Origin of the sequence: Thalassococcus profundi (assembly GCF_003344785.1) — a bacterium.
GTDB lineage: Bacteria > Pseudomonadota > Alphaproteobacteria > Rhodobacterales > Rhodobacteraceae > Puniceibacterium > Puniceibacterium profundi.
Window position 1 is genome coordinate 134,256 of the sequence record NZ_QPMK01000005.1, and the last position, 22,374, is coordinate 156,629.

At 66.1% G+C, this 22,374-nt stretch carries 20 protein-coding genes; 10 read left to right on the forward strand and 10 right to left on the reverse strand.

Translation table 11 applies throughout. The annotated features are described in order from the left end of the window. The first annotated feature begins 58 nt into the window (after positions 1–58). The 3 genes from DU478_RS08950 to DU478_RS08960 all read left to right on the forward strand — a co-directional run bounded on the left by DU478_RS08950 (position 59) and on the right by DU478_RS08960 (position 3,003). Positions 59–1,435, forward strand: a complete 1,377-nt coding sequence (locus DU478_RS08950) for a M20/M25/M40 family metallo-hydrolase (RefSeq protein ID WP_114510615.1) — start codon at positions 59–61, stop codon at positions 1,433–1,435. Positions 1,436–1,588: 153 nt separating this feature from the next. Continuing rightward, positions 1,589–2,128, forward strand: a complete 540-nt coding sequence (locus tag DU478_RS08955; protein ID WP_199488310.1) for a hypothetical protein — start codon at positions 1,589–1,591, stop codon at positions 2,126–2,128. Next, complete coding sequence (locus DU478_RS08960) at positions 2,125–3,003, forward strand: alpha/beta fold hydrolase (protein WP_114510616.1); 879 nt, start codon at positions 2,125–2,127, stop codon at positions 3,001–3,003. The genes DU478_RS08955 and DU478_RS08960 overlap by 4 nt, the downstream gene beginning before the upstream one ends. Before the next feature lie 4 nt (positions 3,004–3,007). Here DU478_RS08960 and DU478_RS08965 read toward each other — a convergent pair whose 3' ends face one another. Next, complete coding sequence (locus tag DU478_RS08965) at positions 3,008–3,883, reverse strand: glycosyltransferase family 2 protein (RefSeq protein ID WP_114510617.1); 876 nt, start codon at positions 3,881–3,883, stop codon at positions 3,008–3,010. Positions 3,884–3,985: 102 nt separating this feature from the next. On the opposite strand from DU478_RS08965, the gene DU478_RS08970 reads away from it, so the two are divergent. Then, positions 3,986–4,744 carry a hypothetical protein gene (locus tag DU478_RS08970; RefSeq protein WP_233501175.1) on the forward strand — a complete coding sequence of 253 codons (759 nt, stop codon included), beginning with the start codon at positions 3,986–3,988 and terminating at the stop codon, positions 4,742–4,744. Between the two features lie 423 nt (positions 4,745–5,167). Here DU478_RS08970 and DU478_RS08975 read toward each other — a convergent pair whose 3' ends face one another. From DU478_RS08975 to DU478_RS08985, 3 genes are all read right to left on the reverse strand, one after another. After that, positions 5,168–5,521, reverse strand: a complete 354-nt coding sequence (locus DU478_RS08975) for a response regulator (RefSeq protein WP_114510618.1) — start codon at positions 5,519–5,521, stop codon at positions 5,168–5,170. Beyond that, positions 5,518–9,396 (reverse strand): CheR family methyltransferase, encoded by a 3,879-nt coding sequence (locus DU478_RS08980; protein WP_158545759.1) that lies wholly within the window; start codon positions 9,394–9,396, stop codon positions 5,518–5,520. Before DU478_RS08980 ends, DU478_RS08975 begins: the two co-directional genes overlap by 4 nt. Before the next feature lie 382 nt (positions 9,397–9,778). Beyond that, positions 9,779–11,437, reverse strand: a complete 1,659-nt coding sequence (locus tag DU478_RS08985; protein WP_114510620.1) for an ABC transporter substrate-binding protein — start codon at positions 11,435–11,437, stop codon at positions 9,779–9,781. A 219-nt stretch (positions 11,438–11,656) separates the two neighbouring features. Here DU478_RS08985 and DU478_RS08995 point away from each other — a divergent pair, with 219 nt between their 5' ends. Beyond that, positions 11,657–12,817: a HupA family protein gene (locus tag DU478_RS08995; protein WP_199488311.1), complete on the forward strand. Its 1,161-nt coding sequence runs from the start codon at positions 11,657–11,659 to the stop codon at positions 12,815–12,817. Positions 12,818–12,972: 155 nt separating this feature from the next. Further along, the gene (locus tag DU478_RS09000; protein ID WP_158545760.1) at positions 12,973–14,211 is read left to right on the forward strand and encodes a surface lipoprotein assembly modifier; all 1,239 of its coding nucleotides are present in this window, start codon (positions 12,973–12,975) and stop codon (positions 14,209–14,211) included. A 206-nt stretch (positions 14,212–14,417) separates the two neighbouring features. On the opposite strand, the gene DU478_RS09005 is transcribed toward DU478_RS09000, so the two are convergent. The 3 genes from DU478_RS09005 to DU478_RS09015 are packed head-to-tail and all read right to left on the reverse strand — an operon-like array spanning position 14,418 to position 17,208. Next, positions 14,418–15,827, reverse strand: coding sequence for a carnitine 3-dehydrogenase (locus tag DU478_RS09005; RefSeq protein WP_114510624.1), 1,410 nt, complete (start codon positions 15,825–15,827; stop codon positions 14,418–14,420). Next, positions 15,824–16,294, reverse strand: coding sequence for a lipocalin/fatty acid-binding family protein (locus DU478_RS09010; RefSeq protein ID WP_233501176.1), 471 nt, complete (start codon positions 16,292–16,294; stop codon positions 15,824–15,826). The genes DU478_RS09005 and DU478_RS09010 overlap by 4 nt, the downstream gene beginning before the upstream one ends. Further along, positions 16,291–17,208: a BKACE family enzyme gene (locus tag DU478_RS09015; RefSeq protein WP_114510754.1), complete on the reverse strand. Its 918-nt coding sequence runs from the start codon at positions 17,206–17,208 to the stop codon at positions 16,291–16,293. The genes DU478_RS09010 and DU478_RS09015 overlap by 4 nt, the downstream gene beginning before the upstream one ends. 184 nt (positions 17,209–17,392) lie before the next feature. Here DU478_RS09015 and DU478_RS22665 point away from each other — a divergent pair, with 184 nt between their 5' ends. Then, positions 17,393–17,632 (forward strand): hypothetical protein, encoded by a 240-nt coding sequence (locus tag DU478_RS22665; protein WP_147276329.1) that lies wholly within the window; start codon positions 17,393–17,395, stop codon positions 17,630–17,632. Here DU478_RS22665 and DU478_RS09020 read toward each other — a convergent pair. Beyond that, on the reverse strand, positions 17,573–18,295 hold the full coding sequence (locus DU478_RS09020; protein ID WP_114510625.1) for an RlmE family RNA methyltransferase: 723 nt from the start codon (positions 18,293–18,295) through the stop codon (positions 17,573–17,575). The two genes, DU478_RS22665 and DU478_RS09020, sit on opposite strands and share 60 nt — an antisense overlap. Before the next feature lie 149 nt (positions 18,296–18,444). On the opposite strand from DU478_RS09020, the gene DU478_RS09025 reads away from it, so the two are divergent. Beyond that, positions 18,445–18,792 carry a DUF1428 domain-containing protein gene (locus DU478_RS09025; RefSeq protein WP_114510755.1) on the forward strand — a complete coding sequence of 116 codons (348 nt, stop codon included), beginning with the start codon at positions 18,445–18,447 and terminating at the stop codon, positions 18,790–18,792. A 188-nt stretch (positions 18,793–18,980) separates the two neighbouring features. On the opposite strand, the gene DU478_RS09030 is transcribed toward DU478_RS09025, so the two are convergent. Together DU478_RS09030 and DU478_RS09035 are read right to left on the reverse strand one after the other, a co-directional pair. Continuing rightward, on the reverse strand, positions 18,981–20,093 hold the full coding sequence (locus DU478_RS09030) for a Ppx/GppA phosphatase family protein (RefSeq protein ID WP_114510626.1): 1,113 nt from the start codon (positions 20,091–20,093) through the stop codon (positions 18,981–18,983). Positions 20,094–20,216: 123 nt separating this feature from the next. Then, the gene (locus DU478_RS09035) at positions 20,217–20,867 is read right to left on the reverse strand and encodes a sulfotransferase family 2 domain-containing protein (RefSeq protein ID WP_114510627.1); all 651 of its coding nucleotides are present in this window, start codon (positions 20,865–20,867) and stop codon (positions 20,217–20,219) included. A 252-nt stretch (positions 20,868–21,119) separates the two neighbouring features. Here DU478_RS09035 and DU478_RS09040 point away from each other — a divergent pair, with 252 nt between their 5' ends. Further along, positions 21,120–21,416, forward strand: a complete 297-nt coding sequence (locus DU478_RS09040) for a virulence factor (protein ID WP_114510628.1) — start codon at positions 21,120–21,122, stop codon at positions 21,414–21,416. Between the two features lie 28 nt (positions 21,417–21,444). Then, complete coding sequence (locus tag DU478_RS09045) at positions 21,445–22,374, forward strand: methylenetetrahydrofolate reductase (protein ID WP_114510756.1); 930 nt, start codon at positions 21,445–21,447, stop codon at positions 22,372–22,374.

Here is a 22,374-nt window from a genome sequence, read left to right on the forward strand (position 1 = left end):
CGGACGCGAGCCTGATACCGTCGCGCGCAAGTCCTCTCCCAATCGCAAGGCCGCGCCCATGTCACTCGATCCCGTTCTGTCCCGCATCGACACCGATCTGACCGAGGCCACCGACCGGCTCAAGGCGCTGCTCCGCATCCCGTCGATCTCGACCGATCCGGCCTACAAGGCGGACTGCGACGCCGCCGCCGACTGGCTGGTGGCCGATCTCGCGTCGATCGGGGTCGAGGCGTCGAAGCGGCCGACACCGGGGCATCCGATGGTCGTGGGCCACGTCGACGGGCCCGGGCCGCACGTTCTGTTCTACGGCCATTACGACGTGCAGCCGGTGGACCCGCTGGAGCTTTGGGACCGCGACCCGTTCGACCCGCAGGTCGAGGACACCGCCAAAGGCAAGGTGATCCGAGGCCGCGGCAGTTCCGACGACAAGGGCCAGCTGATGACCTTTGTCGAGGCCTGCCGCGCCTGGAAGGCGGTGAACGGCGCCCTGCCCTGCAAGATCACCTTCCTGTTCGAAGGAGAGGAGGAATCGGGCTCGCCCTCCTTGGTGCCGTTCCTCAAGGACAATGCCGATGAGTTGAAGGCGGACGTCGCGCTGATCTGCGACACCGGGCTTTTCGACAGCCGCGTGCCGGCGATCACCACCACCCTGCGCGGCCTGCTGGGCGAAGAGGTCACGATCACCGGGCCCTCCAAGGACCTGCATTCGGGCATGTACGGCGGCCCCGCGATGAACCCGATAAGGGTGCTGAGCCGGATCATCGCCGGCCTGCACGACGACACCGGCCGCGTCACCGTGCCGGGCTTCTACGACGGCGTGCCCGAGCTTTCGCCCGAGATCGCCGCGCAGTGGGAAGCCCTGGGCTTCGACCACGCGGCGTTTCTCGGCGATGTCGGACTCGGCACCCCGGCGGGCGAACAGGGGCGCTCGGCGCTCGAGATGATCTGGTCGCGCCCCACCTGCGAGGCGAACGGGATCAAGGGCGGCTATACCGGCGACGGCTTCAAGACCGTCCTGCCGTCCAAGGCCAGCGCCAAGATCAGCTTCCGCCTTGTCGGCCAGCAGGACCCGCACGCCATCCGCGAAAGTTTCCGCGGCTGGGTGGAGGAACAGTTGCCGCCCGACTGCACAGCGGACTTCCAAGGCCACGGTGCATCGCCTGCCTCGACCATGTCGATCACCCATCCGGCCTTCGAAGCGGCGCGCGAAGCCCTGTCGGACGAATGGCCAGATCCCGCCGCCTATATCGGATCGGGCGGGTCGATCCCGATTGCGGGGTATTTCCAGGATATTCTGCAGATGGATGCGATGCTGATCGGCTTCGGCAAGGACGATGACGCGATCCATTCGCCGAACGAGAAATATGATCTGGAAAGCTTTCACAAGGGCACGCGCAGCTGGGCGCGAATCCTGAATGCAATCGCAAAGGTCTGAGGCCGCGACGGACAGATAGAGTGACAAAAAGCCGGATAGAGTTTAAGGAAAGTTCCGAAATCCTTAGTTTTTCGTTTATTTTTCGCTATTCTGGACGTGCCGCACCGTCATTTATCCACAACTCCGCCACATTTGCCTCTTAGGCCTTAGCGCATGAGGAAATATGCTTTCAGAAAACAGACCCGCAGCGACTTCGACAGTCGGCTGAAGCGTTTGGACCCGGCTTTTTCCAAGCACGGGCACAAGGCATATCAAAAGGACACCACACCCGAGCGTCCGATCCTCTGCGCCCTTGCGGGCTTTGGCTGGTTCTACCTGGTCATCGGCATCGCCCGCAACAAGGCGTATATTCAGGACAGCCTGCTGCAGGGCAGCCTGGCGCCCCAGCATCAGGACCTTGTGGTCTCGGGCCTCGGCGCGCTGCTTGCCGTGTCGGGGGTGATGATCCTGCTGCACCTCGTGCGGTTCTTCCTGAAATCCGGTCCCAGGCGCACCAACAGCCGCAATCTGCTGATGGGCGCCACCGCGGCGCTGGCGCTGGTCTACACGCCGCCCAGCGTGTTCCAGGCCGGACTCGGCATGATGGACGAGAATTCGCGCTCGCTGATCCTTGCGGCGCATTCCACGGTCAAGAGCTCGGTCCCGGGCGTTGACTGGGACAAAGTGGCGTTGGTAACCTCACTCGGGCAATGATCCCCGAGCCTGCCGCCCCCCTCACAACCCGCGACGTCAACGGACAGAGCATCGCCTATGACGCACAAGGCGACGGCCCTCCGGTGCTGCTCCTGCACGGCTTTCCTCAGACCCGCGCGATGTGGCGCCGGATCGCGCCGGTGCTGGCCGCAAATTTCCGGGTGATCTGCGCCGATCTGCGCGGCTATGGCGACAGCTCCAAACCCGAGACCCTGCCCGAGATGAGCTTTCGTGCCATGGCGGCGGACATGGTGGCGCTGATGCAGGCGCTGGGGCACGACCGGTTCCACCTCGTCGGTCACGACCGCGGCGCGCGCACGGCGCACCGGCTGGCGCTCGACCATCCGGAGGCAGTGCAAAGCCTCACCGTCATGGACATCGTGCCCACCCATCACCTGCTCGACCAGCTTACCACACCTGTGGCACGGGCCTATTACCACTGGTTTTTCCTGGCCCAGCCCGCCCCCTTTCCCGAAACGCTGATCGGGCACGACCCGGACGCCTATTTCGAACGTTGCCTGCTGGGCTTCGGCAAGGCGCAGCTTTCGGATTTCGACGCCGAGATGCTCGTGGCCTACCGCACCGCCTGGCGCGATCCGGCGGCGATCCGGGCCATGTGCAACGACTACCGCGCCGCCATCGACATCGACTTCGGCCACGACGCCGCGGACCTCGCGCGGCAGGTCACCGCGCCCGCGCTGGTGCTCTACGGCGCCGAGGGCGCCATGGCGCAGGCGATGGACGTGCCCGACACCTGGGCGCCGCGGCTGGCCGACATGCGCCACGAAGCCATCCCGGGCGGGCATTTCTTCCCCGACCAGTCGCCGCAGGAGACGGCGCAGACGCTGCGCAAATTCATTCTGAACCTGCCGTGACGGCTCAGATCAGGCCGGTAAACCGCTCCGGCAGGCGATATTGCAGCGCATGATCGGGGCGGTCGAATTGCCAATAGCCGGTTTCCCCGCGCGCCTTCCAGGTCCGATGCATCCGCTTGCGCACCCAGCCAAGGTCGAACCCCTCCTGCATTTCCAGCTCTGCGAAACCTTCGAACACCGCACGATCCTCGCCCCGCGCTTCCGCGAACCAGTGACGGCCGATGGAGGCGTCCCTGACGCCGACGCCCACCGCTTCGGTCACCGCGTTGCGCTGGTTCATCACCGTGACGTAATTGCCGAAATCGCAGAACTTGAGGTGCAGCAGGTAGAGCGGATCGGGAGTGAAGAGCTTGGACGCTTGGGTGAAATGCCCGCCCCGCGCGATCTTGGTGCCGAGGCTCAGGATGCAGGGTTTGGAATAATGCGGCGCGAGTCGCACGTGCCGCCGCGGCCCGAGGATACGATCGGTGATCGGCGTGTCCTCGATATCGATGCGGTGAATGACTTCGAGCCCGACAGGCGTGAGGACGCGGCGGATGGGCTGCGCCGCGAGGAAGTCGAGCAGGTCCTGCCCGGCCTCGGGGTCCACCACAACCAGCTCGTCGACATCGCCGACGATGACGTGGCTGTAGTAGCTGCGCAGCCCCGCCACCAACCCGTTGAGCAGCCGCCAGCGCTTCATGTCGAAATTGGCATGGGGGTCGCCCGGAATGCCGATCACGTTGGCGCCCGCGGCCAGTTCCGCCACCACATCGCCGCGGCCGTGGTTGACGATATAGCAGTTCTCGCGCCCCAGCAGCCCGCCGTAATGGCGCAGCCATGCGCTAAGGAAAAACGCGTCGTCCCGGACCATCGTCACGGCGGCTGCCACCGTCTGCATCTGCTCTGCCTCGCTGTTTTTTCGCGATCCTAGCGTGGGCCGGTGCATTAGAGAATCGCATTCTGGCGGGCGCCGTCCTATCGTTGCGCGCAAAGCATAATAATGGGGGCAGGCCCGGTGATCGCGCAGGAGTTTTCCGAGAAGGGCTGGCAGATGGTGCCGGGGACGGCGCCGCTGCGGCGGTACCAAGTCTTCGGCGAACGCTCGTCGGGGACGAATTTCGTCAAGCGCCTGATCGGCAAGAACACCGCGCTGCGGCCTATCGAGGATCTGGGCTGGAAACACGGTTTTGCCCAGATGATCGCGGTGCCCGAGGATGTGGCGGTGGTCTGCGTGGTGCGCGACGCGCGCCCCTGGGCGCTGTCGATGTTCGCCAAGCCCTGGCACTGTCCGCCCGCCATGCAGGCGCTGGACTTTTCCGCCTTCATCCGCGCCGAATGGGCCACCGTCGCCGACCGCGCGCGCTATTTCCCGCAGATGGAGGCCCTGGGCGGGCTTGGCCAGCCGCTTCAGCAGGACCGCGACCCGTTGACCGGGGCCTGTTTCGCCAACCTCTTTGCCTTGCGGACCGCGAAGCTGCGGGGCCTGCTGTCCTATAGCAACCGCGGCTGCCCGCTGGTCCTGGCACGGCTGGAGGCCGTGCAGGCGGCACCGGAGGCGTTCCTGTCCGACCTCTGCGCCGCCTTCTCGACCACGATGACGGGCCCCTACAGCCCTGTCACCAAACGACTGGGGTCGAAGTTCAAACCCGCCATCGACACCCGCCCCGCCGCGCCGCAGGCGATCTGTGCGGAAGACCTCGATTTCCTGCGCAGTCAGACCGACCCGGCGCTCGAGGAGCGGCTGGGGTACAGGTACTGAGGGAAATGTCGCCGCAGGGAGGAGAAAGTCGGACCACCTTGTTCGATTTGCGCCTCCGACGATATCAGGGTTCAAAGGCCCTCTTCGCTGCCGCAGATGACTTCGAAATAGGTGTCTGCGGAGAGGCGGGAAGACGAGTGATGACCTGCTTCCGGAAAACGGGGCCACTCGATTGGCACTCCATATGCTGCCATAGGCTCGCACAGATGGCCGCCGACCCAACCTGAACCAGGCGCAGCTGAGCGAAACTCATATCCCGCCGTCGGCCCCCGGCATGACCCTAAGGATTCAACGCGACTCCGTGTTTTCGCTTTCCGCTTCGGCGCACTCCCTATCAGGGACGCCCCGACAAGCGCGCACCCTGGCACACCCGTCGGTGTGGTGACGAAGACCGAAGCTGCTGACGCAACAAAGCCGACGCCATCACTCGGGTCGGCCGATCGCGGCCAGTTGCCGGGTCAGCGCGGCGGGGTCGACCGGTTTGGCGACGACCGGCGCGTCGGACAGGTGGGCGGGAATCGTGTCCTTGGCATAGCCGGTCAGGAACAGCACCGAACAGCCGCGGTCGCGCAAGGTCTTGGCAAGGTCGAAAGACTTCGTGCCGGACAGGTTCACATCGAGAACTGCCGCATCCGGCAGTTCAATTTCGATCAGCCGGATCGCTTCGGGAATTGAACCGGCAGGCCCCAGCACCTGCCATCCGGCGTCACTGAGTTCCGCGGCCAGATCCATCGCGACGATGGCCTCGTCTTCCAGGACCAGAACCGATTTCCTCATCCGTCGTCTCCAGAGCGCAACTTGCAGTCGATTTCGGCAACCAGACCGTCGCGGGCATAGTCGATCCGCGACGCGCCGCCAAGGCTGTGCGTCAACGAGTCGGCGATCAGAACGGTTCCGAACCCGGTCCGCTCGGGCGGCTCGACCGGCGGGCCGCCGATCTCGCGCCACACCAGGTGCAGGGCGGGAACATCGTCGAGCGTGGTGCGGCTCCAGTCGATTTCGACCCGTCCGCCTTCACGGGACAGCGCGCCGTATTTCGACGCGTTGCTGGCCAGTTCGTGCAGGACGAGGCCCAGCCCGTGGGCGACGCTCGGACCCAGCTGGATGCGCGGCCCCCGGGCCTGCAACTGGCGGTCGGTTTCAGAGGCATAGGGGCCGACCTGCGAGACGACCAGATCGGCCACCGTGCCTTCGCGGTCGTCGAGATTGATCAAGAGGTCGTGCGCGCGAGAGATGGCGCGAATCCGTCCCATGAAACTTTGCTTGAAGCTTTCCATGTCGGGCGCGTGGCGGATCGTCTGCGACGCGATCGACTGGATGGTCGCAAGCGAATTCTTGACCCGGTGGTTGAGTTCGCTGGTCAGCAGGTCGCGGCGCGCCTCCTTTTCCACGTCATCGGTCACGTCGAAGTTGATGCCGATCATGGATTCCGGTTCGCGGCTGCGGTTGTAGATGATGCGGCCCTTGCCGACGAGCACGCGCTCTTCGCCGTCGCCGCGCCGGATGTGAAACTGGCTGTCGAAAAGCGCACCGGTGTCCATCGCGGTTTCGAGTTCCCGGACCACGCGATCGCGATCCTCGTCCAGGATGTAGCTTGCGAAAGTGGCCAGCGACGGCTTTGCCTCGCGCGGGGCGCCCAGAAGATCGAACATGTTGGGCGTCCAGACCGAGACGTCGTCCCGCACCTCCCATTGCCAGGCACCGATGCCGGTGACCTCGTAGGTCAGTTCGAGTCGGGCGGCATAGGCCTGCATCCGCTGTTCGGCCTCGTGCCGTTCCGTGATGTCCTTCACCGTACCGACCAGGCGCACGGGCTTGCCGTTCTCCAGCGTCACGGAGCCGTCGGCGCGCACCCAGATTGGCGCGCCGTCCGACTGCAGCACGCGGTACTCGGCGTTGTACGTGCCATCGCCGCGGGGGTCGAAGGCGGCATCGACAGCGGCCTGGGTCGCCTCGCGATCGTCCGGGTGGATGCGATCCATGAACAGGTCGTAGTCGATCTCGCGATCGGCACCGACGTTCCAGATCTCGCGCATCCGGTCGTCCCAGACCAGCTTGCCGGTCTGCGGATAATAGACATGCACGCCGAGGTTGCCCGCAGCGAGCGCAGCAGCGAGCCGCTCGCGGCTTTCGCGCAGGTCGAGTTCCGCCCGCTTGCGCCGGGTGACGTCGAAGAAGGTGATGATGCAGCCGTCAAGCCGGTCGTCGATGCGGCGATAGGGCCGCACTCGCACCTGGTAGAATACTCCGGTCGCGGGGTTGGCGATCTCGCGGTCGACGACCTGCAACGTCTGCTCGACGCGGGTCACGTCATCGGCAAGCTCCGGATAGTCGATCTGCCACTTCAGATCGGTGACCTTGCGGCCGATATCGCGGTCGTCGATATGCAGGATGTTCTGCGCCGTGCGCGTGAACCGCCGCACGATCAGACCCTGGGCCAGGATCAGCTTGGCGATATCGGTGCTGTCGAGCACGTTCTTGAGGTCGGAATTCACCTCGTTGAGCTGGGAGTTGTTCTCGGACAGCTCGGCGTTGATCGTCTCGAGCTCCTCGTTGATGGATTGCAGCTCCTCGCGCGAGGTTTCGAGTTCCTCGTTCGAGCTCTGCAACTCCTCGTTCATCGACAGCAGCTCTTCGTTGGCGCTGCGCAACTCCTGCTCGGCGACCGCGTGCCCGGCTTCGGAGGCGTTGAGACGCCGGCGCACCCGGGCAAGCTCTTCCTCAGCACTGTGCAGGGACAGCGCCGTTTCCGGAGAGGGCTGGCCCGGATCGGTCTCGGACCGCGCGACGGGCTGGATCACGACCATCATGTCGCCGTCGGCAAACGGCAGCGATTCGACGGTGATCCGCGCCGTGGGCGCGGCGCCCTCGATCGTCAGGGACACGGTTTCGAAAGCCGTGCCGCCATCCTCGCGCACCCGGGCCAGAAGCGGCCGAAGCACCGACCTGATTTCGCGCGACAGCAGGTCTTCGAGCCGTGCCGAAAGCGCGCCCTTCGCCGGGCGCACATAGGGCCCGAGCGTGCCCGAAAGATAGCTGACCTCGTCGGACGCGTTGACGACGAAATAGGGCGGCGCGTGCCGGTTGAGGAAATACTGGTCGATCTGCGTTTCGTAATCCGGCGTGACCGACGGCGCCTCGAACAGGGCGGTGTCGGTGGTGTCGATATGCCTCTGGGGCATCGTGCTTTGCGGCGGGCGGCGACCGGTCAGGGCCGAGAAACCGACCGACACCGTGTCGTTGCGCCGGTAGATCCGGTGATCGCGCGACACGACGTTGAAATAGCTGCCCCGGCTTTCCACGGATTCCGACGGTCCCAGAAACAGGAAGCCCGAATTGCACAGCGCGTAGTGGAACCGCGGCATCACCGCACCCTGCCCTTCGGTGTTGAGATAGATCAGCAGATTGCGGCAAGAGATGATGTCGATGCGCGAGAACGGCGGGTCGCGCAGCAGGTTGTGCGGCGCGAAGGCGACCCGTTCGCGCAGCCGCGAGGCGACCTGGTAATGGCCCTTATGCGCGATGAAATAGCGCTTGATCAGGTCTTCCGGCACGCTTTCAAGGGTGGCGTCGCTATACATGGCCGACCGGGCATGGCGCAGGCTGTTGAGATCGATATCCGTGCCGAAGATCTGCAATTCGCGCCGGTCGTCGGCCTGGCGCAGCGCCTCCGAGAACAGGATGCCGATGGAATAGGCCTCTTCCCCGGTCGAACAGCCGGGCACCCAGATTCGGAATCTGTTCTGGTCGCGCGCCAGCAGCGGTTCGATGACGTGTTCGGTCAGCGCCGCAAAGGCCTTGGGGTCGCGGAAGAACCGCGTGACACCGATCAGGAAGTCTTGCAGCAACCGGGTGCGTTCGTCCGCGTCGCGCCTGAGCAGCGACAGGTAGCTTTCGATGTCGGTCTGAAGCTGCAGCATCATCCGCCGCTCGATCCGCCGCACCATAGTGCCGGGCTTGTAATTCGAAAAGTCCTGGCCGTCCTGGGTGTTCAACAGGTCGATCACGTCCGGGAGCCGGGATTCGATCGCGGCAAAGACATGGTCCTTGCGGTGGCCGTTGCGGACCTCGTCGCGGTGGTTCAGCATCGAGATGAGGTTCGCCGGCACATCGCCAGGGGCCAGCCGCGCATCGACCACACCGGTCGCGGCGGCGCTGTCGGGCATGCCGGGAAAACGGGCCGAGGCGGCTTCCTGCACCAGCGCGATGCCCCCCGCGGCCTTGATCGCCTTCAGGCCCATCGTGCCGTCTGTGCCTGTCCCCGACAGGATCACGCAGCTCGCCATTTCGCCGTAGGCCCGCGCGAGCGAGGTCAGGAAGCCGTCGATGGGGGTGCGCACACCCACGGTATTGTCGCGCGGCTTCAGGCGGAACCGGCCGCTCATGATTTCGAGCGCCTGGCCCGAGGGAATGACGAATATGGTGTCCGGCGCGACCGCCATCCCATGTTCGATCTTGCGGACCTGCAGAGCCGTATGCGACCCGAGCAGTTCGTGCATGATCGACGGATGATCGGGCGACAGATGCTGCACGATGACGAAGGCAAGCCCGCAGCGCTCGGGAATTTCCGCGACCAGCTCGGCCAGTGCCTCGAGCCCGCCGGCGGATGCGCCAATCCCGACGATCCCTCTGATTTCAGTACGGTCTGTCACGCAAACTCCCGTGGGATGAACCGCAAACCACAGTGCCACAGTTTGTCGGTCGCTTGAAGGAATACTGCACAACCCGGCAACGGGGACGCAAGCCGTAACAACAGGGTCTGACGCCCGGTCACGGCGACTCGCGGCTGCGCTCGGGGACCGCAAGGCCGCCTTGGGCGCCATGGGTCGCCGGACCGCTCATACCGGGCGGACCCGCTCGCCGTGCCTCAGCGCCGTCGCAGCGGCGCAGGACCGGTCCACTCCGCGCTTTGCGTTCGGTTCGGCCCAACTGCCCAAGACGGTGTCTTGGAGACCGCGCATCGTTGCCGCCGATCCGCAGTCCCCGCAGTGAGCGCCGAAGAGGCCGCGGCGCGCACGGCCCCGGGCTTCGGGTTCAGGCCGCGAGGCCGAGCTTGTAGAGATGAATTTCGAACACAGGGTGCATGTCGGCGCCCACCACCTCTTCCTTGTGGTGGCGGAAGATCGAGCGCCAGTAGGGCTGCGTGATCACGCCCTCTTCGCGCAGGATCGTTTCGATCCGCGCCATCACCTCGCGGCGCGCGTCGGGGTCGGCGATGGATAGCGCCTTGATCAGCAGGCTGTCGAATTCCTCGTTGGAAAAGCCGCTCTCGTTCCACGGCTCGCCGCTGCGATAGGCCAGCGCCAGCGTCTGCACGCCCAGCGGACGGTGGCCCCAGTCGGTGGCGGAAAAGGCGTACTTGGTCCAGTCGTTCCAGAAGGTGCTGCCGGGCAGCACCGTGCGGCGCACCTTGAAGCCGGCATCGCGCAACTGCGCGGCCATGGCGTCGCAGGTCGGCGCGCGCCAGTTGTCGTCGATGGAGATCAGTTCGTGCTCGAAATCCATCATCCCCGCCTCTTCCATCAGTGCCCGCGCCTGCTCGGGGTCGAACTCCGACGGGCCGATATCGGCATATTCGGGGTGAATTTCGGCGACATGATGGTTTGCCGCCAGCGCGCCGCGGCCGGCATAACCCAGATCCAGCAGAACCTGGTTGTCGACGGCCAGTTGCAGCGCCCGGCGCACGCGCACGTCCGCATAGGGCTGCATCCCGTCGACCTCGGCCAACTGGTTCGGGCGGATGACGACCGTACCGGTGGTGACGGTTTCGGACCGGGTCCAGCCGATGGTATCGAACAGCTCCACGAACTCACCGACGCTTTCGTAGACCATGTCGACCTCGTCGCTGTCGGCCGCGGCAAAGATCGCCGCCTGATCGGTGCCGAAATCGGTAAAGACGATCCGGTCCAGCGTCGCGGGACCAAAGACCTCGTCGCCCCACCAGGCATGATCCTCGGCCTTGACCAGCACTGCCTCGATTCCGACATCGTAGCTTTCGGGCCGGTAGGGTCCGGTGCCCTTGGCCGCCAGCGGATCGCCCCCGAAATCCTGCGCAACGATGGCCGCCGGGTAGTCGGAAAAGCCCGCGATCAGGCTGATGTCCGCACTGTCGAGGATCAGGCGCAGGGTCCGGTCGTCCACCACCTCGATCGCGCCCGCGCGCATCCGGCCGGTGCTGTCGTCGATCATCGCGCCAAAGCGGCTGGCCATGGCGTTGCCTTCGGCGGTGCTGTCGCACCAGCGTTCAATGTTGAAGGCGACGTCGGCGGCGGTGAAGGGCGTGCCGTCCTGCCAGGTGACGCCCGGCCGCACGTTCAGCAGGTACTCGGTGGCGTCGTCGTTGATCTCCCAGCTGTCCAGGAGCATCGGGCGGATCGTGCCGTCGCTCTGGTATTCCACCAGGTATTCCAGCCAGCCGCGGGTGACATTGGACATTTGCGGCCAGTCGTAGCTGCGTGGATCCTTGAGCGAGCGCACCTCTTGCTGGATGCGCAGCGTGCCGCCGTCCTGGCGTTCGCGGCTGTCCTGCGCACGGGCGGGCGCGGTCAGGCCCAGAAGCCCGTAGGCCGCGGCGGCGCTGAGCCCGAGCCCGGTGGCACGGGTCAGGAACTCGCGGCGGGACAAGGTGCCGTCCTGCACCTCCTGGGCATAGGCGATGGCGGCGGGATGGCGGTTCGGTCCGTGAAAACGCATGAGAGGATCGTCCTGTTGGGAAAGGGAAGAAAGACCGCGCCTGGTCGGTCCGGGTTTTGACGATTAGCTAGACCTTGTCCCGACAGGGTCAACCGAAGGCCCTCCTACCCTGAACAGGGGATAGATCGTCTCCCCCGGAACGCTAAGCATATCCGCGGCTGGGAAAAGTCCGGCCTGGGCCGGGTTTCCCGGGCCAAAGATTTGTCCGGGGACAGAAAAATGACATTTAAAACACTTCTCGTTTTGACAACGATCGTGGCGCTCGGCGCTTGCTCCAGCAGCAGCAACGGTGGCGGTGGAGGCGGCGGCGGCGCGGGCGCCGGTGGTGGCGGAACCGGCGGAAGTGGCGGGTCTGGCGGCAGCGGTGGCTCTGGTGGCAGCGGAGGTTCTGGTGGCAGCGGAGGTTCTGGCGGCGGCGGTGGCACCGGCGGCAGCGGCAGCGGAAGCACGGCCGGCACCGGGTTCACCGGCACCGCCCAGATGAAGGGCGTCGTCATCCGGTCCGACAAGAACGTGCAGGTTTCTCTGCCCGTGCCTGGCGCGCCGACGATTTATGAATCTTCTCCCTACCCGTTCATCGACACCGGCCCCAACCAAACCACGGCACAGACGACCGCGGTGCTGGATCTGCAGAACGTAACGCTGGATTCCGTGACCGGAAATCAGTTCCAGGCGAACGGGACCGGATCGCTCAACGTGTCCGGCGCTCCGGGCGTCTCCAACGCCGACGGCAGCAGCTTCCTCGGTCAGGCGATTTTTGCGGATAACAATCCCAATCCCGCAACCGCGGGCGATCAGTTCTCCCTTCTGGCGGAGGACCTCGACAACGACGGCACCGATGACTTCTTCATGGTGCAGCTTGGCGCCGGAACGCTAAGTTCTTTCTCTGAAAGATCAACCTCCGGCGTCTTCTACGGCGGCACCTACACCCCCACCAGCGCATTGCAGTCCGGCGGCACGGCCACCTACACCCGAGTGGACGGTGCGCTTGTCAACACCGTGCGCGGCACCAGCATCGCCGCAGGTCAGGATGTCGATGCGACCGTGCGCGCCGACGTGGCCCTGACCGCTGATTTCGACGCCGGCACCGTCAGTGGGCGTCTGAGCGGCGTCGGTCGCACCGGCGGCGCCGACGGGGTCGGCCTCAACACTGACATCGTGCTGTCGGGCGCCACGATCAACGGCAGCGACTTCACCGGCGGTACCGCCCGGATGGTCGAAGGTGGCACCTCCGTCTATTCCGGCGGGTCGTCCAGCTTCAACGGCTCGTTCATGGGGTCGGGCGGCGAAGCGGCCGCCGGGACCGCGCTGATCACCGGCAACATCCAGGGCCAGCAATCCGCCACGACCGCCGTCTTCGTGGGCGACAAGCAGCCATGATCCTGAACACACCGCGTCGGGCCCTTCGGGTCCGGCGTGGCGCCTTCAAGCTCCTGCGCCGGGGCCGCAACGTCTTGTGCGTCGCGGCCTCGTGCCTCTTGATCACATCCGGTGCTGCCGACGCGTTGAATGCCCGTCTGGCTAACGGCCAAGTGGTGACCGTCAACAGCTCGGCCGAATTGCAGACCACCGTGCGGCTGCTTCTGGCCAACGGCATGCGCGACGACGCCCGGCGGCTGGTGCGCGCCTTCGAGCCGGGCCATCCGGATCACGCGGTACGCGTGGCCTATGTCGACGGCCTTGCCGCCGCCGCAGAGGGCAACGACGTCGAAGCGGTGCGCATCTTCCGAAACATCCTTGCGCAGCGGCCCGAGCTCGACCTCGTGCGGGTGCAACTGGTGGGCGCGATGGCCCGGCTCGACCTCGACGACGGTGCCCGCGCGCAGGCCGAACGGCTGGTGGCGGCGGGCGTCGACGACAAGCTCGACGGCCAGCTCTCAGGCCTTTTGCGCCAACTCGATGCAAACCGCCCCCTGACCTTCCGCGGCTACCTCTCCTTCCTGCCCAGCACCAACGTCAACAACGGCACCGACAGGTCGACCGTGGCCATCGGCCCGGTCGCCGGCGTCATTCCCGACGATGAACGCCGCAAGAGCGGCTTGGGCATCGCCCTTGGCGGCCAGGTCGCCTTTCGCCACCAGATGACGCCCAGCAACGCCTTCATCGCCGCGCTGGATGGCCGGGTCGAGCGCTTTCCCACCATCGACCGCACCAATACCACGGGCCAGTTGTCGCTGGGGGTCGAACACCGCCTGCCCCGCGGCAAGGCGTTGTTTCGACTGCTGACCGGCCTTGCGCATCAGGACGGCGACAGGACCTATCGCTACGACGGCCTCTCGATCGAGACGAACACCCGCATCGGCGATAGCTGGCGGCTCTATTTCGGGCCGGAATACCGGCAGGAGACCTATGACAGAACCCGCGGCGAGGATGGCAGCACCTTCGATCTGCCGGTGCAGCTGGACCGGTTCGCCGGACCCGACAGCTTTGTACGCTTCATCGCGGGGGCCACGTTCGGGCGCAAACGGCTCGACCGCTTTTCCTTCGACGAGGCACGGCTGGGCCTCGGGTATTACCGCGAGATGCCCATGGGGTTCTCGGGCTATGCCGAGGTGATCGCGGCGCGGCGGACCTATCACGACGATTTCCCCGGCATCAGCGACCCGCGCCGGGACGAGCGGCTGAGCTTTGGCGTGACCGTGACGAAGCGCGACCTCGTGGTCGCGGGATTTGCCCCGCAGGTGTCCCTGCGCGCGACGCGCACCAGGTCGAACGCAGCCTTCCACGACACCACAAAGACCGACCTCGACATCCGCCTGGTCAAGGAGTTCTGAGGCGCGCCGCGCGGCCCCGTGATAACGGTTGCCGGTCTCGGGCCATGGCGTCCGGGAGGGCCGGTACGCTCAAGAAAACGAGGCCGGTTCGCGGTAAGATTATCGGCGACCCAAAACCGATTTTCGATTTATTTTAGCATGTTACACGTCGCAATTAATGCCCTGCCCTCACCGAGCCAGACACCGATGGCGGGCCGCAGGGCCGCTCAGGCGCCCGTGTGCTCCGTGGCAAGCCGTTCCAGGCGGGCGGCGACCTCCGGCAAGGGCGGACAACTGCGCCGGGTCTTCAGGCTGACATGCAGCAGGAACTGGTCGCAAGTGGCCAGCAGATCGCCTTCAGGATCGCGGCGCATCTCGTGGAAAAGGCGCAGCTTTTTACCTTCCCCCAGTGTCACGCACGTGGTGACCTGGACCGCATCGCCGGCGTGGCATTCGGCGAGATACTTGATCGTGGTCTCCGCCGTGAAATAGCTGTGCCCGGCGGCGATATAGTCCTCGTCCGCCCCGATTCTCCGCATCAACTCTTCGGATGCGTCCGAGAAGACCTGGCCGAAACGGCCTTCGTTCATATGTCCGTTCACATCCGTCCAGTCGACCGGCACGCGGCGCGTCTGTGTGACCATCGGCACCGAGGAAGACGGCGCTGTCCGCAGCGTCTTTTCATGCGCGATCAACAGCTTGCCGGCCGCCGTTCCCTGCTGCCGAAGCGCCCGCAGCAGCGCGACCAGGTTGTCGTCGCGCTGTCGTTCGAGCGCGCGGATATCCAGGTGACCGGACTGCGCGTCGGACTGACCGGCGATCAACTGCACCAGCTCGGGCGTGAAGTCGGGCACCTCTGTCAGACGGCTCCAGGGCCAGGCGAGGCAGGGACCGAACTGGTCGAGGAAATGCGCCATGCCCGCTTCGCCGCCCGCGATGCGGTAAGTTTCGAACAGACCCATCTGCGCCCACCTGAGGCCAAAGCCGTAACGGATTGAATTGTCGATCTCTTCCGTGGTCGCGATCCCGTCCTTCACGAGCCAGAGCGCCTCGCGCCAGACCGATTCCAGCAACCGGTCGGCAATATGCGCGTCGATCTCGGCCCGCACATGCAGCGGATACATGCCGATCCCGGTCAGAATAGTTTTCGCCTTTTCAACGATATCCGGCGCAACGTTCGACCCGGGCACAAGCTCGACCAGTGGCAGCAGGTAGACCGGGTTGAACGGATGCGCGACCATCAGGCGCGGCGCGATCGCGCCTGCATTATCCTGCAATTCCGAGGGTTTGAAACCGGATGTTGAGGTTCCAATCAGCGCGTCCGGTCGGGCATGGACACCAATCTCGGCAAAGACGCGGGTCTTGAGGTCGATGCGCTCCGGCACCGATTCCTGAACCCAGTCGGCCTCCGCGACCGCCTCGGCCAGGGTCTCGCAGAAGCGGATCTCGCCCCGCGGCGGCAGGGCGACGTCGTAGAGCATCGGCAAGGCCCGTGCGGCCCCCTCCATCACCGCGCCGATCTTGCGCGCGGCCTCGGGGTCGGGATCGTAGACCCGCACCCGCCATCCCATCAGCGCAAAGCGCGCCGCCCAGCCGCCGCCGATGACACCGCCGCCGATGATCGCTGCCGTTCTCATGACCCCATCCCGTTACCCAGGCCCGCCAGGCGCCGCAGGTCGTAGCCGTACCAGTCGAGGATCTCGCGTGCCGCGCGCAGCCGGTCCGGGCTGCTGCCAGCCTCGCGGTCCATGATCCAGACGCGGCCACCGTCCGGATCGCCCACCGCCGCCGTTCGGTCGCCGATGTCCAGCCAATGCACCCAGAGCCGTCCGTCCGCGTTGCTTAGCCGCCCCGGCGCGGTGAGAATGTACTCCACCCCCTGCACCGTCAGCCCGTCCGCCGTCCCGCGCACAACCGTCCCGGGCGCGATGCCCGCGCCCTGCACCACGATCCAGTCGCCCTGCAGCCGCGCCGCGGTCACGTCGGCCTGCGAGGCCACCGGCGCGGTCGGATTGCGCAGCGGCACCGGTGCCGCAACCGGATCCGCAGGACGCGCGCAGCCGGCGATGGCCAGCACCGCGACCAGGCAGCCGGCGCGGATCACAGCGCCACCGGCGCTTGCTTGACAAGGCCCAGCTTGGCCCGCACCTCGGCAGGGGTCATCACCCGCGCGCCCATGCGTTCGACGATCCCGACCGCGTGCTCCACCAACTCTGCATTGGTGGCCAGCTGACCCTTGCCCAGCCACAGGTTGTCCTCGAGCCCGACGCGTACATGCCCGCCCGCCAGCACCGCGGCGGCAGCATAGGCCATCTGGTGCCGCCCCAGCGAAAACGCCGAAAAGGTCCAGTCCGGCGGCACGTTGTTCACCATCGCCATGAAGGTGTCGAGGTCGTCCGGCGCGCCCCAGGGCACGCCCATGCAAAGCTGCACCAGCGCCGGCGCCTCCAGCACGCCCTCCTTCACCAGTTCCCTGGCAAACCAAAGGTGCCCGGTGTCGAAGGCCTCGATCTCGGGCTTGACGCCGAGATCGGTCATCATCCGGCCCATGGCGCGCAGCATGCCGGGCGTGTTGGTCATCACGTAGTCGGCCTCGGCAAAGTTCATCGTGCCACAGTCGAGCGTGCAGATCTCCGGCAGACACTCCGCGATATGCGCCACCCGTTCGGTGGCGCCGGCCATATCGGTGCCCGCCTGGGACACCGGCAAAGGCGACTCGACCGGGCCGAAGGTGATGTCGCCACCCATGCCCGCCGTGAGGTTCAGCACCACGTCGGTGCCGCTGTCGCGGATGCGGTCGGTGACCTCGCGAAACAGGTCGCGGCGGCGCGACGGCGCGCCGGTTTCGGGGTCGCGCACGTGGCAATGCACGATCGCCGCCCCCGCCTTGGCCGCGGCGATGGCACTCTCGGCAATCTGCCGCGGCGAGCGTGGCACGTGCGGGCTGCGGTCCTGCGTGGCACCCGACCCGGTCACGGCGCAGGTGATGAAGACGTCTTGGCTCATGGTCAGCGGCATGGCGGCGTTCTCCGGGGTCGACGCGGCTTCGACGCCGGTCATGCGCGCGACCCTGCCGCATGGCCAGCGTCCTGGCAAGACGCGACCGCCCGCGCGACCTCCGCCGTCGAAAATGGCCCCGAACCCGGGCCATTGCCGCCGCAATCTCCGGGCATCTTCGGGGGCAGACATCAAGGAGTCGCCGATGTGGCCCTTTCCCCAGCCCGGACCCGGGCAAAGCCGCAACGCACGGCGCAAGCGCCTCTTCGAACTGCACCGCCAGGCGCAGGTGCAGGCGATGTGCGCCGAAACCGCTCCGCAGCTTCTGGCCGAGGCTGAAAATCAGTTCCAGCGCCGCGCCATCGCGTCGCTGCGCCCGGAGCCGTCACGACGCGCCGCGGAACCCCGTAGCCACGACGAATTTCTCGGAACTGTCGGAGCGTGACGCCGGCGGCTTGACGTTCGCGACCTTCTCGAACCGCTGTTTCAGCAGTTTCTGCAGATCGCCCTCGGCCCCGCCCGCCAGCACCTTGGCGACGAAGGTGCCGCCCTCTTCGAGCACGTCGAAGGCGAAATAGGCGGCGGTTTCGCAGAGCGTGATGATCCGAAGGTGATCGGTCTGCTTGTGGCCCGACGACGACGCCGCCATGTCCGACATCACCACATCCGCCGGACCGCCCAGCCATTCCTTGACCTGGTCGTCGGCGCCGTCGTCGAGGAAATCCAGAACGTGGATCTCGGCGCCGGCGATCGGCTCGACCTCCTGCAGGTCGATTCCGAGGATGCGGCCCTGCGCCTTGCCCGGTTTCTCTCCCAGCGCGTTGGTGCGCTTGACGGCCACCTGGCACCAGCCGCCGGGCGCGCAACCCAGGTCGACAACCCGCGCGCCGGGCACGAGGAAGCGGAACTTGTCGTCGAGTTCGAGGATCTTGTAGGCGGCGCGGCCGCGATAGCCCTCGGCCTGGGCGCGCTTCACATACGGGTCGTTGAGTTGCCGCTGCAGCCAGCGCGTCGAGCTGAGCTTGCGTCCGCGCGCCGATTTCACCTTGACCTTGAGGTCGCGCTGCCCGCGCCCCGAGGTGTTCTTGCCGCTGGGTGTCTTGGCCATGAGTCCGTTCCGGCTTGGGTTCAGGGGGATATACGCGCCAAACCGCCCGGATGCCAGAGGCGCGCGGCGACCGGCAAGAAGTGGTGCTGCAATCCGAGAATATCGTGTTACGCTGCGCCCGTCATACCCGATTTCAGGAGACCGGCCAGATGGCCTATTTCGATATCTTCCTGGCCCCCGTGGCCGACGACAGGCGCGCCGACTATGCGGCCTTTCTGGACGTCTCGCACAAGATGATGCGCGACCTGGGCGCGCTCGAGGTGGTCGATCTCTGGGGCGACGACGTGCCCGATGGCACGGTCACCTCCCTGCCGCTCTCGGTCAAGCTGAAGCCCGGCGAGAGCGTCGCCGCCGGCTACGTCATCTGGCCGTCGAAAGAGGTGCGCGACGCCGGCTGGGCGAAGATGATGGAGGCCGACGACATGGGAGACATGCCCTTCGACGGCAAACGCATGATGTTCGGCGGCTTTTCCGAGATGCTTGTCACCCGCGCCTGATCCGATCCTGTTGCCGGCCGCAAGCGCTCCCCCAGAATGCGCTTGGGCAATCCGTCTTGGCGCCCTCCGCGCGCAAATAGTCTCCGGCACCGGCGCGCCGCCGTTCCCACCAATTTCCGCTTCATCTTGCCAATTAAACCTCCGGGGAGCGCGAGGGGCAGCGCCCCTCGCATCCGACGCAAAAGCCCTCAGAACGGCCCGTCTTCCAGAACCCCGTCCGCCGACATTTGCGCATAGAGCAATCCCTCGCGCAGACCGCGGTCCGCCACGCTCAGCCGGTCCGTGGGCCAGCAGCGCAGCAGCGCCTGCAGGATGGCCGCGCCGGACATGATCAGGGCCTGCCGGTCCTGACCGATGCGCGGGTCGCGGCGGCGCCCGGCGGGGCCAAGCTCCAGGTAGCGCGCGATCACCGTCTCGATCTGGTCCGAGGTCATGCGCAGCCCGTCGACCTTGGTGCGGTCGTAGCGGCGCAGGCCCAGGTGTGAGGCCGCCACGGTGGTCACGGTCCCGCTGGTTCCGACGATCTGGAACCCCTCGCGGGTCTGCTCGTCCTTGTAGGGGGCGAATTCGGCGAGGTTTTCCTCGAAAAACCACGACATCAGCGCGTAGCGCGCCGCGTCGTCCTCCACGTCAGAGAACTGATCGCGCAGCGTCGCCACCCCCAGCGGAACCGAGATCCAGTCGACCACCTTGGCGGCCGGAAACGGGCTTTCGGGCGGATGAAACCCGGCATGCAGCCGCATGATCGCCTTGGGCCGGTCGCGGTTCGGGACCGAAGAGATGTCGATCCACACCAGCTCCGTCGATCCGCCGCCGATGTCCACAACCAGAAGTTGATCCGTCTTCGTGCTGACCAGCGGCGCACAGGAGATCACTGCCAGCCGCGCCTCTTCCTCGGGTTGGATGATTTCGAGTTGCAGTCCGGTGTCGCGCCGCACCTGGCGGATGAAGTCGCGCGCGTTCCTGGCGCGGCGGCAGGCTTCGGTCGCCACCAGCCGCATGCGCGTGACCTGGTGCCGCTTGAGCTTCTGCTGGCAAACCTTCAGGGCCGCGATGGTGCGGTTCATGGACGACCGGCTCAGCCGTCCGGTCTTTTCCAGACCCGCGCCAAGCTGCACGGATTTGGAAAAGCTGTCGACCACGTGGAACTGGTTGCCCTTGGGCTGGGCAATCAGCATGCGGCAACTGTTCGTGCCCAGATCCAGCGCTGCGTACAGCTGGCCCGGATCGGGGGTGTCGGGCGCGGGGCTCTCAACCGGTTTCGGGAAGGCGCCCGCACCTATGGGACGCTCTGGCGCCATCTCTTTGCGCCTTTTCCGATGTCTAAGTTGTCGGCAGGATACGCAGGCGCAGCCCCCCCTGCAAGTTCCGAGTGCATCGAACCTGTTCGCACCGGTCCGATCCCTCCGATCGCATCGGTCCGTTCAGAGGGGGTTGTCGTAGAAACCCGAGAGATACCGGTACTCGGTCTCGAGCAGATCGCGGATGGCGCGCACGGTGCCGTATTTCAGATCGTCGAGCCTGAGCCGCTGATCGCTGCGGTTCTCGTGCGGCAGGTCGACCGGCTGCCCGGTGATCCGCGACAGGTCCTCGGCGAAGGTGCCCAGTTCCTCGGTCTTGTAGACGCGGTCGAATTTCATCGGCTTCGGCCCGAGGAACAGCTCGGCCCCCAGCACGTGGTGCCGGATGATCGACGAGGCCTTCATGTAGGCCTTGAGGTGCGAGAAGAAGAAATCCGGGTCCGGGTCCTTGGGCAGATCGACCTGGCCGCGCAGGATCGACCGGCAGTTGTGCAGGTCCTGCATCTCCACCACGCGGTTGGTATAGACCGACATCAGCCGCCGGACCGGATCGCGCACCACGGCAAAGCGCCAGTAGTCGGGATATTGCGCCCAGCGGTGCGGGCGGAACCGGCGGGTGGGATAGAGCGCGTGCCATGTGTGCACGTCGATCTTGTCGGCGGGCGGCAGCTTGGCCTTGGGATCGACCTGGGCCAGCGCCGCCTTGACGGTCGAACACCCGGCCTTGGGCAGCGCCATGTAGGCGATCTTGTGGGCGTGGACGGCGATAACCATGGACTGCTCTGGTCATTCTTGATTGTGGGGCGCAGCATAGCCGCGCCGGCCGCACGGCACAACGCCGGGTTCCGCATGAATGCCGCTCATATTCTGCGTTAGAACTTTGGACCTTCGCGGCGGTGGCGCCGGGGCGCGGCGCCGCCTATGGTGCCCCGAGGTCGCAAGACGCCTCGCACAAGTCGAAAATCAACCCCGGCCCTGCCTCGCAAACCCCTAGAGATGCGGGAACCGGAATTTAGGGAATCATCCATGCCCGACGTCACCATCGTCTTTTGGCGCGACATCCCGGCCCAGGTCATCGTGGGCAAGGGTCGCCGTGGATCGAAAGTGCAACTGCCCGAGCGTTTCGAGCAGGCCATCGACCGCGCCGCCATGAAGACCGGCGCCGCGGGCACGGACGACTACCTGGCGGAGTGGCGCAAGGCCGCTCCTTACCCGGTCGAAGGAGATCCCGACGACGTGGCCGCAGCCGAGGCCGCCCGTCTGGATGCGGAATACGACCAGGACCGGATCAAGGCCCTGATCGCGAACGATGGCTGGGCCTGAGCGCCCGATGCGACTGTGGGAGAATGTGATGGGACTTCTGAACTTCAAGAAACGTGAGGCGCCGCAGCAGACCGGCTCGGGTCACATCCCCGCCTTCCTGCAGGATTATTCCATCGAGGTGATGCCGCGCACCGCCGAGAAGGTCGAGGACTTCCGCGCCCTGCTGCCCGAAGGCACCCGCGTCTACATCGCCCATATCGACGGCACCCCGATCGAGGACATGGTGGCCACCGCAAAGCGCCTGAACGCCGACGGCTTCAAGGTCATGCCGCATTTCCCCGCCCGCATCATCAAGGACCGCGCCACCCTGGCGGACTGGATCGCCCGCTACCAGGGCGAGGCCGACGTGCGCCAGGCGCTGCTGCTCGCCGGCGGCGTGTCGCAGCCGCACGGCAACTTCCATTCCTCCATGCAGCTCATGGAAACCGGGCTTTTCGACGCAGCCGGGTTCGAGCGGCTGCACGTCGCGGGTCACCCCGAGGGCAACCGCGACATCGACCTCGACGGCACCGACACCAACGTGATGGATGCGCTGCGCTGGAAGCAGGCCTTCTCCGAGCGCACGGATGCGCAGATGGCGCTCGCCACGCAATTCGCCTTCGACGCCGGCCCGATCATCGCCTGGGCCGACCGGCTGCGCGCCGAAGGCATCGCCCTGCCCGTGCATATCGGCATCGCCGGCCCGGCGAAGCTGCAGACGCTGATCAAGTTCGCCATCGCCTGCGGCGTCGGCCCCTCGCTCAAGGTGCTGCAGAAACGCGCCATGGACGTGTCGAAACTTCTGCTGCCCTACGAGCCGACCGAGGTGTTGTCGCAACTGGCCGCGCACAAGGCCGCACATCCCGATTTCAACATCGAATCGGTGCACTTCTTCCCGCTGGGCGGCATCAAGACCTGCGCCGAATGGGCCATCGCCAACGGCGGCGCCGCGGCGCGCCCGGCAGCGGCGCAAGGATAA